Raw genomic sequence first — 13,395 nt, forward strand, 5'->3', positions numbered from 1 at the left:
GCCCGGGTACACACGCGGCCGCCGGCGCCATATCTTGCATCCATGCCAGATCTTCCCGCGCTCCCGCCCACCGTCCTGCCCGGCAGAGCCGTCCTCTCGCTCACGGGCGAGGAAACCGTTCCCTTTCTACAAGGCCTTCTGACGGCGAACCTCGAAAAGCTCTCTTCGGGCGGCGTCACCCACACCGCCCTGCTCACGCCGCAGGGCAAGGTGCTCTCGGCCTTCTTCGTCTGGCGCCGGGAGGACGGCGTCCTGATCGACGCCGCGCCGGGCGAGGCGCAGCCGCTCCTGCAGCGCCTGCGCCTCTACAAGCTGCGCGCCAAGGTCGAGATCGAGGATGTCTCGGGCCGCTTCGCCGTCGTCGTCAGCGGGGATGGCGAAGCGGCCGATCCGCGCCTCGCCGCGCTCGGCGCCCGCCGGCTCTGCGAAGAGGATGCCGAAAAAGGCGATCCCGACGCCTATGAGGCGCGCCGCATCGCGCTCGGCGTGCCCGAATTCGGCGCCGACTACGGAAGCGGCGAGGTCTTTCCGATGGACGTGAACCTCGATGCCCTCGGCGCGGTCGACTACAAGAAGGGCTGCTTCGTCGGCCAGGAGGTCGCGAGCCGCATGTTCCGCAAGGGCGAGGTGCGCAAGCGCAGCTGGCGGGTCCTCGGCGAAGGGCCGCTGCCGAAAGGCGCGCCGGTCACCGCCGGAGGCAGCACGCTCGGCACGGTGACGTCCTCTCATGGCGGAAGCGGCATTGCCCTCCTCCGCGTCGACAGGGCGCAGCGCGCCGAGGAAGCGCCGCAGGTCGAGGGCCTGCCCGTCACGCTCCTGGCGCCGGACTACCTGTCTTGAGCGGACCGCAGGCGCCCGCCCGCTGCGCCTGGGTGCCGGCGAACGATCCTCTTTACGCCGAGTATCACGACACCGAGTGGGGCGTGCCGGAGCGGGACGACCGCGCGCTCTACGAGAAGCTCGTCCTCGACGGCTTCCAGGCGGGCTTGAGCTGGCGCACCATCCTGCACAAGCGGCAAGCCTTCCGCCGCGCCTTCGAGGGCTTCGAGCCGGAGCGCGTGGCCGCCTTCGGCGAGGAAGACATCGCCCGCCTCCTCAGCGATAAGAGCATCGTCCGCTCCCGCGCCAAGATCGAAGCGGCCATCGGCAATGCCCGCGCCTGGCTTTCGGTGATGGAGCGGGAGTCCTTCTCCGAATGGCTGTGGTCCTATTACGGCGGCGCGCCGCGCCAGAACGCCTGGCCCGCGGCAGCGGCGGTCCCTGCCGAAACGCAGACCAGCCGCCGCATGGCGAAAGACCTCAAGGCCCGCGGCTTCCGCTTCTGCGGCCCGGTCATCACCTATGCCTTCTGCCAGGCCGTCGGCATGGTGAACGATCACGAGACCGCCTGCTTCCGTCACCGCGCCCTCGCCGCCTGACCACTCGCGGCACGGGTGAAAGAAGAAGGCGCGGCGGCTCGCGCGTGTGCTCTTCAACCTCCTGTTACCCCCTGCTAAGCGATAGTCCCGCGCGACAACCGGCGCATCCGGAGGACGAGGGACAGCATGAAAATCGCATCGCTCTTCGCGGCACTGGCCGCCTGCGCCCTCTGCACGGGCCCCGCCTCGGCTCAGGGTCTGGCCACGGCGCCTTTGTCGCAGAGCGACGTCCTGCGCGAGGTGCGCCCCCTGTCGGAGGCCGATGCCGCCCGCTATCGCGAGGCCTTCGCCGCGCAGGAGAAAGGCGACTGGAAGACCGCCGACAGAGTGATCGGCGCGATCGAGGACCCGGTCCTTCTCGGCTACCTCCTCGAACAGCGCTACATGCACCCGACGGCCTACCGCTCCTCCTACCGGGAGCTCGCCCGCTGGCTCGATGCCTATGCGGATCACCCCAATGCCGGTCCGGTCCACCGCCTGGCGCTTCGCCGGCGTCCCGTGGGCGAGACGCCGCGCCGCCCGGCCAAGCGCCGCTGGCGGACAGAGCCGCCGAAACCCCTGCCCGCGGAGCTCGAAGCGGACTACCGCGCCAATCCCCATGGCCGCGCCGAGGTCCGCCGCATCGAGCTGCGCCTGCGCTCGCTCCTGTCGCGCGACCGGCCGACCCAGGCGCTCAACTATCTGAACGAGCCGCGCCAGTTCAATCGCCTCACCCGCGCCCAGACCGACCGCGTGCGCGGCTGGATCGCCGAAAGCTTCTATTTCAACGGGAAGCTCTCGCAGGCGCGCGCGCTCGCCGTCGCGGCGGCCGACCGCTCTCCGGATTCGGCCGTCCTCGCCCATTGGATCGCCGGCCTCTCCCATATGCGGATGGAGGACCCGGCCCGCGCTTACTCCTATTTCGCGCGCATGGCCGCGATCGAGGAGCAGACGCCGCGCCTGCGCGCCGCCGGCGCCTATTGGGCGGCGCGCACGGCGATCGCGGCGGGCCGGGCGGATGCCGTCACCGCCCATCTCGAAACCGCGGCCGGCATGCCCCTGACCCTCTACGGCCAGCTCGCGCTCGGACAGCTCGGACGGGAGTCCGGCATCGACTGGACGCCGCCCGTCCTGACCGTGTCGGATTACGACCGGCTGACATCGCTCAGCCCACGGATCGCCCGCGCCGCGGCGCTCGCCCAGATCGGCCATGAGCGCGAGGCGCAGGACGAGCTGCGCTGGGTGCATGCCGAGCTGCCGCAGGAGGAGGACACGACCCTCGCCGCCCTCACCCATGTCCTCGACCTGCCGACCGCGCAGCTGATGATCGCGCTGAGCGGCGGCGCCTACGAGCCCGAGAACGCGCAGCTGCGCGCTGGGCTCTTCCCCGTCCCCGATTACGCGCCCAATGGCGGCTTCACGGTGGACAGGGCCCTGCTCTTCGCGCTGATCCGCCAGGAATCGAAGTTCATGACCCATGCCCGCAGCCGGGTCGGCGCGGCGGGCCTGATGCAGCTCATGCCGCGCACCGCCGCCTATATCAGCCGCGACCGCAGCCTCGCCCATTCGCGCAGCCGCGCATCGGACAAGCTCTACGAGCCGGGCTACAACATGCAGCTGGGCCAGTCCTATGTCGAATACCTGCTGAGCGAGCACGATGACGGCTCGCGCGACCTCTTCGCGATGATGCTCAGCTACAATTGGGGGCCGGGCAATTACCGCCGCTGGCAGGCGCGCAACCCGATCGACGATCCCCTGCTGCGGATCGAGAGCGTGCCGAACCCCGAAGCGCGCGGCTTCGTCGACCACGTCATGACCAATCTCTGGCTCTATCGCGAGCGCCTGGGCGAGCCCGCCCCGAGCCGCGATGCGCTGGCGGCCGGCGGCGCCCCCGTCTATCGCAGCGTGAGCGAGGGCGCGCGGGGCTTGTCCGCCGACTGAGCCGCGCCTACACGGCGAAGCGTCGGGGCGTAGCGCAGCCTGGTAGCGCATCTGCTTTGGGAGCAGAGGGTCGCAGGTTCGAATCCTGCCGCCCCGACCAGCCTTCCCCAGTGTTCAGCCGAAGCCGGGCTCTCGCGCGATGACCCGCCGGCCAGGACCGCTGGCCGGCATCGCGCGAGAAAGCCTGCGAGCCCGTAGGTGAATTTCATTCATCGCCGCAATGACGCAAGGCCCGGCAGCGTCGGCGCTTCGCGGGCCCATATCCCTGTCGATCCCGTCCGGCGCCGTCAGGCCCGGACTCTTCGAGAGGAGGCAGACGATGCTTGATGAAACCTATACGCTCAACAACGGTGTCGCGATTCCCAAGATCGGGTTCGGCACCTGGATGATCGACGATTCCAAGGTGGAGGCGGCGGTCGGCGCAGCGCTCGATGCCGGCTATCGCCATATCGACACCGCCCAGGCCTATCAGAACGAACGCGGCGTCGGCGCCGCGATCCGCAACAGCTCCGTTGCGCGCGAGGATGTCTTCGTCACCACCAAGCTGGCGGCCGAGATCAAGTCGCTCGACGACGCCCGCGAAGCGATCGACGGTTCGCTGAAGACGCTTGGCCTGGACATGATCGACCTGATGATCATCCACAGCCCGCAGCCTTGGTCCGACTTCCGCAGCGGCGAGCATTTCTTCGAGGGCAATCTTCAGGCGTGGCAAGCGCTCGAAGAGGCGCTCGCGGCAGGCAAGCTGCGGGCCATCGGCGTCTCGAACTTCGAGAAGCCCGATCTGGAGAACATCCTGAAGAACGGCAGCGTGAAGCCCGCGGTGAACCAGTTCCTCACCCATATCGGCAACACGCCGCGCGAGCTGATCGCCTATACGCAGGGCGAGGACGTGCTGGTCGAGGCCTTCTCTCCGCTCGGTCACGGCAAGATCCTGGATCACCCCGAGGCCAGAGAGATCGCCGGCAATTACGATGCCGGCGTCGCGCAACTGGCGATCCGCTATTGCCTGCAGCTCGGCCTGCTGCCGCTGCCCAAATCGGTCACGCCCTCGCACATCCAAAGCAACGCCGAAGTCGATTTCGAAATCTCGGATGCGGATATGGAGAGGCTGAAGAACCTGTCGATCACGGATTACGGCGATGCGAGCCAGTTCCCGGTCTATGCGGACAAGGCGCGGGCGCAATGAGCGTAACCTATGACTTCAGCGGCAAGACCGCTTTCGTCACCGGTGCGGGCAAGGGCATGGGGCTGGCGGCCGCCAGCGCCTTTGCCGCTGCCGGCGCCGCGGTCGCCCTCGTCGACTGGGACGGGGACGTGCTGCATGCCGAAGCCGACCGTCTGAGCGATGCAGGCCACCACGTGCTGCCGGTCGTCTGCGACGTCGCGGACGAGGCTGCGGTCAGGGACGCGGTGAAGCGGAGCGTGTCCGAACTCGGCGCTCTCGACATGGCCTTCAACAATGCCGGCATCCAGGCCGATGCGGTCGAGTTCGCGGATCTGGCGATCGACCAGTACGACCGGATGCTCGGGATCAACCTGCGCGGCGTGGCCGTGGCCATGAAGTATCAGCTGGCGCATATGCGCCAAGCCGGCGGCGGCGCGATCGTCAACAACAGCTCGCTCGGCGGCTTCGTCGGCGTCCCCGGCCGCGCCGCATATCATGCCGCCAAGCACGGCATTCACGGGCTGATCAAGAGCACCGCGCTCGAATATGCCACGCGCGGCATCCGCGTGAACGGCGTGGCGCCCGGCATCATCGATACGCCGATGGTGTCCGACATGAAGAATGCGGAGGAAGGCGTGATCGAGGAGATGATGCGGGACGTCCCGATCAAGCGCCTCGGACAGCCAGAGGAGATCGCGGCGGCGGTGATGTGGCTGTGCAGCGATGGCGCGAGCTTCGTGACCGGCCACATCATCGCGGTCGACGGCGGCTATGTCGCCCGCTGAAATCACGCCTACGGTGGACGCGGACGATACCGTTCTGATCTTCGCGGATCTCCAGCCCGAGCTGGTGGCGAAGAGCCGCACGCGATCGGCCGACGGCATCTCGGCAGCGGCGGCTGCGCTGGCGCGCGCGGCCGGCCTGTTCGGCCTGCCCATGCTGTTCACCGTGGTGGGGGTGGACGGAAAGGCGCCGAGCCACCTCCCCGCCATCGCCGAACATGCTGGCGCGGCGAACAGCTTTACCCGCCGCCATGCCCGCCCTTTCGCCGACGAGGATTTCACCGCAGCGCTCGCCGCGACCGGCCGGCGGACCTTGGTCGTCGCGGGATATTCGGCCGAGGCCGTGATCCAGTACCTCGCGCTCGACGGGATCGCCAACGGTTATCGCGTCGCGGTGGCGCTCGAAGGGGTCGGCGCCCGTTCGGCCCGGGCGGAGGCAGCGGCGCTGCGGCGGATCGAGCGGGCGGGCGCCATCGTCACCTCGGTGGCGGACATACTGCAATCGGCGGAAGGGGCCCTGACAGGGGTGCGCGGCAAGGCCTGCTTCGCCATCGTTCATGAATTCATGGGAGCGGACGGCTGAAATGCCAGGAGAACCAGCAATGACAGAAGATTTTCAAGGAAAGGTCGCCTTCGTCACGGGCGCCGCATCGGGCCTCGGCTTCGCAACCGCCGGGGCTTTCGCCGAAGCGGGCGCGAATGTCGCGCTGATCGATCTTGATAAAGACGATGTCGAAGATGCGGCGGGAAGAATCGGCGGCGCCACGCTCGCCATCGCCTGCGATGTCAGCGACGAGGCGTCTGTCGAAAAGGCCGTCGCGCGCACGATAAGTGAGTTCGGCCGACTCGATTTCGCCTTCAACAATGCGGGCGTGATGGTCGATCGCGCCGAAACCGCCAATGCCTCCACGGACGACTTCGACAGGACCATCGCGGTGAACCTGCGCGGCGTCTGGCTCTGCATGAAGTACCAGCTGCAGGAAATGACCCGGCAGGGGGCGGGGGCCATCGTCAACTGCTCCAGCATGGGCGGCGAAGTCGGCGGGCCGGGCCTTAGCGCCTATCACGCCTCGAAGCACGGCGTTCTGGGACTGACCAAGACCGCCGGGCTCGAATACGCCGCGAAGAACATTCGCGTGAATGCCGTGCTGCCGGGCGTCTTCGACACTTCGATGAATGACTCGCTCGAGGAAGAGCAGCCCGAGATGCTGGAGCAGATCAAGGACGAGGTACCGATCGGACGTTTGGGTAAGCCCGAAGAGGTCGCCTCCGCAGTGCTGTTCCTCTGCGGCTCGGGCGCCAGCATGATCATCGGGCATGGCCTGGCGGTCGACGGAGGGTTTCTTGCGCGCTGACGGCCCGCGGGCCTATCTCGTGAGAGCCCGGCCTCAGCGCACGAGCGGCCTGATCCGGTCGACCTCCGCGGCCTCGCACAGCGCCGTTCCCTCCGTCTGCATGGTCGCGGCAGCGGCCGCGACCGCGAGGCGCAGGGAAGGCGCGAGCTCCTCTCCGCGCGCAAGCCCCGCCGCGAGGCCGCCGACGAAGCTGTCTCCGGCACCGACGGCGCTGCGGACCTTTACCGGCGGCGGGATCGCGGCGACCGCCTCCCCGCCTTCCACCAGCAGGGCGCCCTGCGCCCCGTGAGTGAGGATGACCGCTTCGCAGCCGCGCGCGAGCAGTGTCCTCGCCCACGACACCGCTCCGTCCGGCCAGGAGAGGCCGCTTCCTGCCAGCGCCTCGGCTTCCGAAAAGTTCAGTCTCAGGAGGAAAAGGCCCGCCGAAAGCGCGCCCGCCACGCCGCGGGAGCTGTCGAGGATGAAGCGCGCCTCCGCCTGCGCCGCGATGCGCGCCGCCCCGGCCCAGAATGCGCCGTCCGAGCCCGGCGGCAGGCTGCCGCTGCCCACGCAGAGCGCGCCCGGCGCCAAGGCATCGGCGAAGGCCGTCAGGAGCGCGGCCCCCTCCTCCCGCGTGAGCGCGGGCCCCGGCGTCACGAAGCGGAGAAGCTCGCCCGTCTCCTCGGACCGGGCAACGAAGCTCGACCGGGTCATGCCCGCGATCGGCACAGCCTCCGGCGTCAGCCCTTCTGCGGCGGCGAGCGTCTTCACCTGATCGCCGGTGACGCCGCCGAGCGGCAGGACGGCGCGGGTGGGAACCCCGAGGCGGGCGAGAACGCGCGAGACATTCACTCCGCCGCCGCCCGGATCGAGCCTTGCGGGGCCGGTTCTGAGCTTCACATCGGGCAGGATGCGGGACACCTCGACATAGGTATCGAGCGCAGGGTTCGGCGTGAGCGTGACGACGGGGTGCATGGTCCTATCCTGTTTTCCTCTGCGTGATGCGGGCGCCGTCCCGTAGCTCTGCGCTGGGATGGGTGACGACGCTGTCCCCTTCGGCCAAGCCTTGCCTGACCTTCGCGACCACGCCGTTGTCCTGCGCGACCGAGACCTGCGTGAGGCGGGCGCGTCCCCCTTGCGCCCGGAACACCGCCCAGTCTCCGCCGGCACGGAACAGCGCGCTCGACGGCACCCGGAGCGCCTGGGGGTCGGCCCAAATCTCGATGACCGCCTCGATGCGGTAGCCATGCCCGAGGCGGGCGCGCGCCGCATCCTTTCCGGTGAAGCGGATGACGGCGATCACGCGCTGCTCCTCGACGCCGAGCGCGGAATATTTGGTGAAGCCCCAGGGTTCGATGCGCTCCACCTCGCCGGCGAGCGGCTCGGGGCCGCCCCAGGCCTCGATGCGGACGGGATCGCCCGGCTCGGCCGCGACCGCATCGGAGGAGAGGAGCTCGACCTCCACCTCGAGATCGCCCTCGGGGTCTCCGATCTCGGCGAGGGCCGTGCCGGCGGCGACCACGCCTTCGCTTTCATGCATCACCTGGAGCAGGCGCCCCGTCACCGGCGCGCGGATCGGCAGCGCTCCGGGCGGATGGGGATTGCCGGTCATCTGCGCCATCATGCGCTCCGGCGGCTCGAGCAGCGCCCTCGCATGGCGCAGATCGGCCTCGGCGGCGTGGATGGTGGCCTGCGCCGCGGCGACGGCTTCAAAGGCGCCCTCGGCGCTGCGCCGGGCGGCTTCGAGATCGCGCTGGGCGGCGGCCTCGACCCGGCGCAGGCTCGTCATCCGGGCCAGTTCGCTTTGCGCATAGGTTCTTTCGGCGAGGGCGCGGCCATGCTCGGCCTCCGCTGCCGCGAGCGCCGCTTCGGCCGCCTCGACGGCCGCTTCGGCCTGGCGCCGGGTGCGGGGGTCGAGCACCGCGGGGTCCGCGGGCATCATGTAGGCAAGAACGGTCTCGCCGCCTTTCACGGGGTCTCCGGGATCGAGTTCGATGCGCGAGACCCGCGCCGTGACCGGTGCGGACACCACGTAGTTGTCGCGCACGACCGTGCGCCCCTCCTCCCTGATGGTCACGCTCATCGGCCCGACCGTCACGTCTTCGAGGTCGACCGCCATCGGCCGGGGCCAGAAGGCCCAGACGAGCGTGGCGCCGACGAGAGAGGCGAGCACGAGGGCCAGGACGCCGCGGCGGGATCTGCGAGGTCTTGCGGCCATGCCCTACTCCCTCACCTTGAGCGCGGAGACGAGGTCGAGCCGCCGCACGTCGCACATGACGAGAAGGCCCGCGGCCACCGAAGAGATGAGAACGGTCAATGCCGCGACGCCGAAGCCCCGGGGGTCGAAGACCGTGGGGATGGAATAGAGGTCCGTGCTCACCGCCTGCGCCACGACGATCCACAGAAAGACGCCCATCATGCCGCCCACCGGCAGGGCGATCACCGTGAGAAGGGCGAGTTCGCCAAGGAGGACATAGCCCGCCTCGGCGCTCGTGAAGCCCAGGACCCTCAGGCTGGCGAGGTCGCGCGCCCGTTCGATGAAGGCGATCCGTGCGCTGTTGTAAACCACGCCCACGGCGATCACGATGGAGACGACCATCATGATGCGGCGGAACAGCCCGGGGCCCTCGTCCAGCATCCGGTCGAGCTCCGCGAGGGACTCGCTTTGCAGGGACACGCCGAGAACGATGGGGGCTTCGCGCAGCCTCTCGGTCACCGCATCGGCCCGCGCGCTATCGACCATGAGCACGGCGCCGCTCACCCGCCCCTCCTCGCCGAGAAGGCGCCCGAGGACGCCCTCGTCCATATAGGCGGGGGTGCCGATCAGCGCGTCCGCCGTCGCGGCGACGGGCAGCGCGATGGAAGGCCGGCTGCCGGTGCGGACATCGACCGTGATCTCGTCACCCGCCTCGGCGCCGAGAAGCCGCGCCAGGCTTTGCGACAGGACGAGCCCGCCGGCGGGCATGTCGAGCGGCCGCAGATCGGCGCCGAGCGCGCGGGACAGCTCGGCCTCGCCGCTGAGGCCGGTGATGCTGCCCAGCCGCTCGGATGTTCCGTTCACGAAGCGCACGGGCACGTCGCGCCTGCCTTCCACCCGCTGCACGCCGTCGATGCGGCCGAGGGCGAAGAGGGCGGCGCGCCCCCGCGGGTCGGTGAAGGTGACGCCGACATCGTGCCGGTCGGCGATGTCGAAGCTGCGCACGACCATCTCGTCCACGGCGGCGGCGTTGAAGCCCATCATCACCGTCAGGCTCATCGCGGCGCCGATGCCGACAATGGTCAGCGCCGCCTTGAGGGGCGCGCGCAGGATGCGGCGGGCGACCATGCGACTCGGCTGATCGAGCCAGCGCGGCAGGCTTCCCCTGCCCCCGTAATCGGGCGGGACGGGCGGCCGCATGGCGATGGCGGGCGGCAGGGCAGCGGCGGCCCGGACGGCGAGGACCGCGGCGATGCCGGCGCTGGCGACCCCTGCGAGGATGGACGTGCCGAGCGCCCTGACCGGCGGATCGTAGAGCAGGAAGGGAAAGTGGTATACGGAGCTGTAGAGCGCGCTGACCCTGGCGCCGAGATAAAGGCCGCCGAGCCAGCCGAGCACGCCGCCCAGGACCGCGACGGCGAGCGCGAATTTCAGATAGTGCCAGCCGACCTCGCCGCCCGACCGCCCGAACGCCTTGAGGAGGCCGATCTCCTCGCGCTCCGTCTGGACCAGCCGTCCGATCACCACGTTGAGGAGGAAGGCGCTGACCCCGAGAAAGAGCGGCGTCATGATCCGATCCATGACGCGCAGCTGCTCGAGATCCTCGGTCAGATAGCGGTCCGAGGTCTGATCCTCGCGGGCATAGGCGCCCGCGCCGCCATAGGGCGCAAGGAGGCGGTCCGCTGTCTCGATCACGGCAAGGAGGTCCGCGTCACGCGACAGGGTCAGCAGCGCATCGTTGAAGGCGCCGTCGAGATCGAATGCCGCTTCGAGCGCCTCGCGCGAGGCCCAGATGACGGCGAAGCGCGCATCGTTGGACACGAACTCGCCAGGTGCCATGGCGAAGATGAATTCCGGAGAATACGCGGTTCCGACGATGCGGAACGTCTCGCGCTGCCCGTCCGCCGTCACGGTGATGTCGTCGCCGGGGCCGAGGCCGGTCGCTCTGGCGAAGGCGTCGAGAAGCAGGATTTCGGAGGACCGCCCGGGCGCGATCATGCGTCCGGCCGAAAGCGTGACGCCGTTGAGCGGCGCGGCCGCCGAAGCATCGTAGGAGACGAGCCGGGCGCTGATCGGCGGCGCGCCCGGCAGGTCCACCCGGCCGAAGGCGCTGATGCGCCCTTCTGCGGCCGTCACGCCGTCGATCCGCCGCAGCCGCTCGATCAGCCCGACGGGCGCCCGCGTCACCGGCGCGAAGACATCCGCGAAGCGGGTGCGCTCGTAATAGGCGCGCTTGGTGGCGTCGAGCGCGGCATAGGTGCTGGTCGACATGACGAGCAGCGCCGATCCGGCGGCGATGACGAAGGCGATCGCCAGCACCTGTCCGCGCAGGCGCCAGAGGTCGCGCAGGAGCTTGCGGTCCAGAACCGGCAGCAGGCGGATCACCAGCTCAGCTCCCTTGCCCGGGCCTTGTCCTCATTGCATGCGACAGAGCCGACCCGCCCGTCCGCGAAGGTGACGACCCTGTCCGCCATGGCCGCGGTCGCCGCGGCATGGGTGATGATGAGTGTCGTCGTGCCGAGGCGCTCGTTGAGATCCTGAAGGACGGCCAGCACCTCCGTTCCCGTCCTGCTGTCGAGGGCACCGGTCGGCTCGTCGCAGAAGAGGACGGTGGGATTCTTGGCGACGGCGCGGGCGATGGCCACCCGCTGCTGCTCTCCGCCGGACAGCTCTGAGGGAAAGTGATCCGCCCTGCCCTCGAGGCCGACAAGCGCCAGGGCCTCCATCGGATCGACCGGGTGCGGCGCGATTTCCGCGACGAGCTCCACATTCTCGAGCGCGGTGAGGCTGGGCATCAGATTGTAGAACTGGAAGACGAAGCCGACATGGGCGCGCCGGTAGCGGGTGAGCTCCCGCTGCGAAGCCCCCGTCAGCGCCACGCCGCGGAACAGGACCTCTCCGTCCGTGGCCGTGTCGATGCCGCCGAGGATGTTGAGCAGGGTCGACTTCCCGCTTCCCGACGGTCCCAGAAGGACGGTCAGCTCTCCGTCCGGCAGGGTCAGGTCGATGCCGCGCAGCGCCCTGACGGCGGCCGTGCCTTCGCCATAGACCTTTGTCAGCGTTCGGATGACGAAGGCATCCTCGTGCCGCTGGCCGGCCTCCGGCGGGGCAGCATCCGGTGCTCTGCGCCTGCTACCCCGGAGCGTCCGCATCGGCCTCCTCCGTTGCTGAAGCCGCCGCGCGCCACAGCCGTTCGGCGACGGCGAGGCTGGCCTTGCGCGGCAGCGCGCCCTCCGAGCGGCTCGTCAGCGCGATCGGCACGCGCGCCCCGAGCACCACGCCCGCCGCGACCGCGCCGCCGAGATGGTCGAGCTGCTTGGCGAGTATGTTTCCCGCTTCGAGATCGGGCGCGAGAAGGATATCGGCGTCCCCGGCCACCGCCGAGCGCAGGCGCTTCGCAGCGACCGCTTCGGGCGAGACGGCGAGGTCGAAGGCGAGCGGGCCATCCGCCAGGAGCACGCCGAGCTGGCCGCGATCCGCCATGACCTTGAGTGCCGCCGCCTCCACCGTCGTCGGCAGCGTTTCCTCCACGGTCTCGACGGCGGAAAGGATCGCCGCCTTGGGAAGGGGGGTGCCGAGCGCGCGGGACAGCGCGCCCGCATTGGCGAGAATGTCCGCCTTCTGGGACAGGCTCGGCGCCACGTTCACCGCGGCATCGGTTACGATGAGAAGCTTGTGGTAGGCAGGGGCATCCATGACATAGGCATGGCTGACGCGCCGCTCCGTCCGCAGACGGTTCGCGCGATCGAGGACGGGCGCCAGCACTTCGCTCGTATGCAGGTCCCCCTTCATCAGGATGTCGGCCTCGCCGCGTCCTGCCATCTCAGCGGCCCTCGCGCCCGCGGCGTGGCTGTGCGGCACGTCTTCGATGCGGGCGCCGCCGAGCGGACGGCCGAGGTCCGCCGCGGCGGCCTCGATCCGGTGCCGGGGGCCGACGAGAACGAGCTCCGCCCGCCCCTCCTCCGCCCGGTCCAGCACCGGACCCAGCGTGCGCGGGCTGACTGGATGGATGAGAGCGATCTTGGGAATAGCGCCGCCTCCGGGGGCTGCCATGAGCGCATGCAGGCGCTCTCCTCGCTCCGGCAGGAGGAGCGCCGGCAGGTCGGGCAGATCGACGGCTCTCGCCTCGCGCGGTGCCAGCACCTCCGCCTCGCCGACGAGGACATCCCCTTCGCCACCTGACACGCGGCAGGCGAGCAGCACGCGCCCGTCTTCGGGCTTGCCTGCGACCTGCACCGTGGCCCGTACCTCATCGCCGACCCGCACCGGCGCGGTGAAGCGGAAGTCCTGACGCAGATAGATCGTGCCTGGCCCGGGCAGTTCCGTCCCCAGGAGCGTCGAGATCAGCGATGCGGTCCAGGCGCCGTGGGCGACGATGCCGTGAAAGGGGCCCGAGCGCGCCCACGCCTCGTCCATGTGGGCCGGGTTCACGTCGCCGGAAATGCCGGCGAAAGCGGCGATGTCGTGCATGGTGAGCCGGCGGGTCAGCGAAGCCTCCTCGCCGATGGCCAGATCCTGCCATCTCCTGCCGGTCGCCTGCCGCATGGGACCTCCTCGTCTCGGGGAGAACCAAGCAGCC

The 13,395-nt window shown here is 69.8% G+C and carries 12 protein-coding genes and 1 tRNA gene; 8 read left to right on the forward strand and 5 right to left on the reverse strand.

Translation table 11 applies throughout. The features are described from left to right. Positions 1-42 precede the first annotated feature (42 nt). The 8 genes from ygfZ (at position 43) to IE88_RS0112535 (ending at position 6,640) form a co-directional block, all read left to right on the forward strand. Positions 43-840 carry a CAF17-like 4Fe-4S cluster assembly/insertion protein YgfZ gene (gene ygfZ / locus IE88_RS0112500; RefSeq protein ID WP_031554984.1) on the forward strand — a complete coding sequence of 266 codons (798 nt, stop codon included), beginning with the start codon at positions 43-45 and terminating at the stop codon, positions 838-840. Then, positions 837-1,418, forward strand: coding sequence for a DNA-3-methyladenine glycosylase I (locus IE88_RS0112505; RefSeq protein ID WP_031554986.1), 582 nt, complete (start codon positions 837-839; stop codon positions 1,416-1,418). The genes ygfZ and IE88_RS0112505 overlap by 4 nt, the downstream gene beginning before the upstream one ends. Before the next feature lie 126 nt (positions 1,419-1,544). After that, positions 1,545-3,338: a lytic transglycosylase domain-containing protein gene (locus IE88_RS0112510; protein WP_031554988.1), complete on the forward strand. Its 1,794-nt coding sequence runs from the start codon at positions 1,545-1,547 to the stop codon at positions 3,336-3,338. A gap of 23 nt (positions 3,339-3,361) precedes the next feature. After that, positions 3,362-3,438: transfer RNA gene (locus IE88_RS0112515), tRNA-Pro, on the forward strand. 219 nt (positions 3,439-3,657) lie between these two features. Further along, a complete protein-coding gene (locus IE88_RS0112520) occupies positions 3,658-4,524 on the forward strand; it encodes an aldo/keto reductase (protein ID WP_031554991.1) in 867 nt (288 codons plus the stop codon). Then, positions 4,521-5,288: an SDR family NAD(P)-dependent oxidoreductase gene (locus tag IE88_RS0112525; RefSeq protein WP_031554992.1), complete on the forward strand. Its 768-nt coding sequence runs from the start codon at positions 4,521-4,523 to the stop codon at positions 5,286-5,288. Before IE88_RS0112520 ends, IE88_RS0112525 begins: the two co-directional genes overlap by 4 nt. After that, the gene (locus IE88_RS0112530; protein WP_031554993.1) at positions 5,275-5,868 is read left to right on the forward strand and encodes an isochorismatase family protein; all 594 of its coding nucleotides are present in this window, start codon (positions 5,275-5,277) and stop codon (positions 5,866-5,868) included. Before IE88_RS0112525 ends, IE88_RS0112530 begins: the two co-directional genes overlap by 14 nt. Before the next feature lie 19 nt (positions 5,869-5,887). Continuing rightward, entirely contained in the window at positions 5,888-6,640 is a 753-nt protein-coding gene (locus IE88_RS0112535) for a glucose 1-dehydrogenase (RefSeq protein ID WP_031554994.1), read from the forward strand. Between the two features lie 33 nt (positions 6,641-6,673). On the opposite strand, the gene IE88_RS0112540 is transcribed toward IE88_RS0112535, so the two are convergent. Genes IE88_RS0112540 through IE88_RS0112560 form a run of 5 tightly spaced genes read right to left on the reverse strand, consistent with a single transcriptional unit; the run spans position 6,674 to position 13,361 of the window. After that, a complete protein-coding gene (locus IE88_RS0112540; protein ID WP_031554996.1) occupies positions 6,674-7,594 on the reverse strand; it encodes a 1-phosphofructokinase family hexose kinase in 921 nt (306 codons plus the stop codon). Positions 7,595-7,598: 4 nt separating this feature from the next. Next, a complete protein-coding gene (locus IE88_RS0112545) occupies positions 7,599-8,837 on the reverse strand; it encodes an efflux RND transporter periplasmic adaptor subunit (RefSeq protein ID WP_031554998.1) in 1,239 nt (412 codons plus the stop codon). 3 nt (positions 8,838-8,840) lie between these two features. Continuing rightward, positions 8,841-11,201 (reverse strand): ABC transporter permease, encoded by a 2,361-nt coding sequence (locus IE88_RS0112550; protein ID WP_051882133.1) that lies wholly within the window; start codon positions 11,199-11,201, stop codon positions 8,841-8,843. After that, complete coding sequence (locus IE88_RS0112555; RefSeq protein WP_081871656.1) at positions 11,198-11,968, reverse strand: ABC transporter ATP-binding protein; 771 nt, start codon at positions 11,966-11,968, stop codon at positions 11,198-11,200. The genes IE88_RS0112550 and IE88_RS0112555 overlap by 4 nt, the downstream gene beginning before the upstream one ends. Beyond that, positions 11,949-13,361: a bifunctional enoyl-CoA hydratase/phosphate acetyltransferase gene (locus IE88_RS0112560; protein WP_031555002.1), complete on the reverse strand. Its 1,413-nt coding sequence runs from the start codon at positions 13,359-13,361 to the stop codon at positions 11,949-11,951. The genes IE88_RS0112555 and IE88_RS0112560 overlap by 20 nt, the downstream gene beginning before the upstream one ends. Between the last annotated feature and the right edge of the window lie 34 nt (positions 13,362-13,395).

This window comes from Parvularcula oceani, from assembly GCF_000733125.1.
In the GTDB taxonomy this organism is placed as follows: Bacteria; Pseudomonadota; Alphaproteobacteria; order Caulobacterales; family Parvularculaceae; genus Parvularcula; species Parvularcula oceani.

Excerpts from the sequence above, each read along its gene's own strand:
- ygfZ (WP_031554984.1), top strand. The coding sequence starts at position 43 with ATGCCAGATCTTCCCGCGCTCCCGCCCACCGTCCTGCCCGGCAGAGCC.
- IE88_RS0112540 (WP_031554996.1), bottom strand. The coding sequence starts at position 7,594 with ATGCACCCCGTCGTCACGCTCACGCCGAACCCTGCGCTCGATACCTAT.
- IE88_RS0112560 (WP_031555002.1), bottom strand. The coding sequence starts at position 13,361 with ATGCGGCAGGCGACCGGCAGGAGATGGCAGGATCTGGCCATCGGCGAG.
- IE88_RS0112520 (WP_031554991.1), top strand. The coding sequence starts at position 3,658 with ATGCTTGATGAAACCTATACGCTCAACAACGGTGTCGCGATTCCCAAG.
- IE88_RS0112535 (WP_031554994.1), top strand. The coding sequence starts at position 5,888 with ATGACAGAAGATTTTCAAGGAAAGGTCGCCTTCGTCACGGGCGCCGCA.
- IE88_RS0112555 (WP_081871656.1), bottom strand. The coding sequence starts at position 11,968 with ATGCGGACGCTCCGGGGTAGCAGGCGCAGAGCACCGGATGCTGCCCCG.
- IE88_RS0112525 (WP_031554992.1), top strand. The coding sequence starts at position 4,521 with ATGAGCGTAACCTATGACTTCAGCGGCAAGACCGCTTTCGTCACCGGT.
- IE88_RS0112545 (WP_031554998.1), bottom strand. The coding sequence starts at position 8,837 with ATGGCCGCAAGACCTCGCAGATCCCGCCGCGGCGTCCTGGCCCTCGTG.
- IE88_RS0112530 (WP_031554993.1), top strand. The coding sequence starts at position 5,275 with ATGTCGCCCGCTGAAATCACGCCTACGGTGGACGCGGACGATACCGTT.
- IE88_RS0112510 (WP_031554988.1), top strand. The coding sequence starts at position 1,545 with ATGAAAATCGCATCGCTCTTCGCGGCACTGGCCGCCTGCGCCCTCTGC.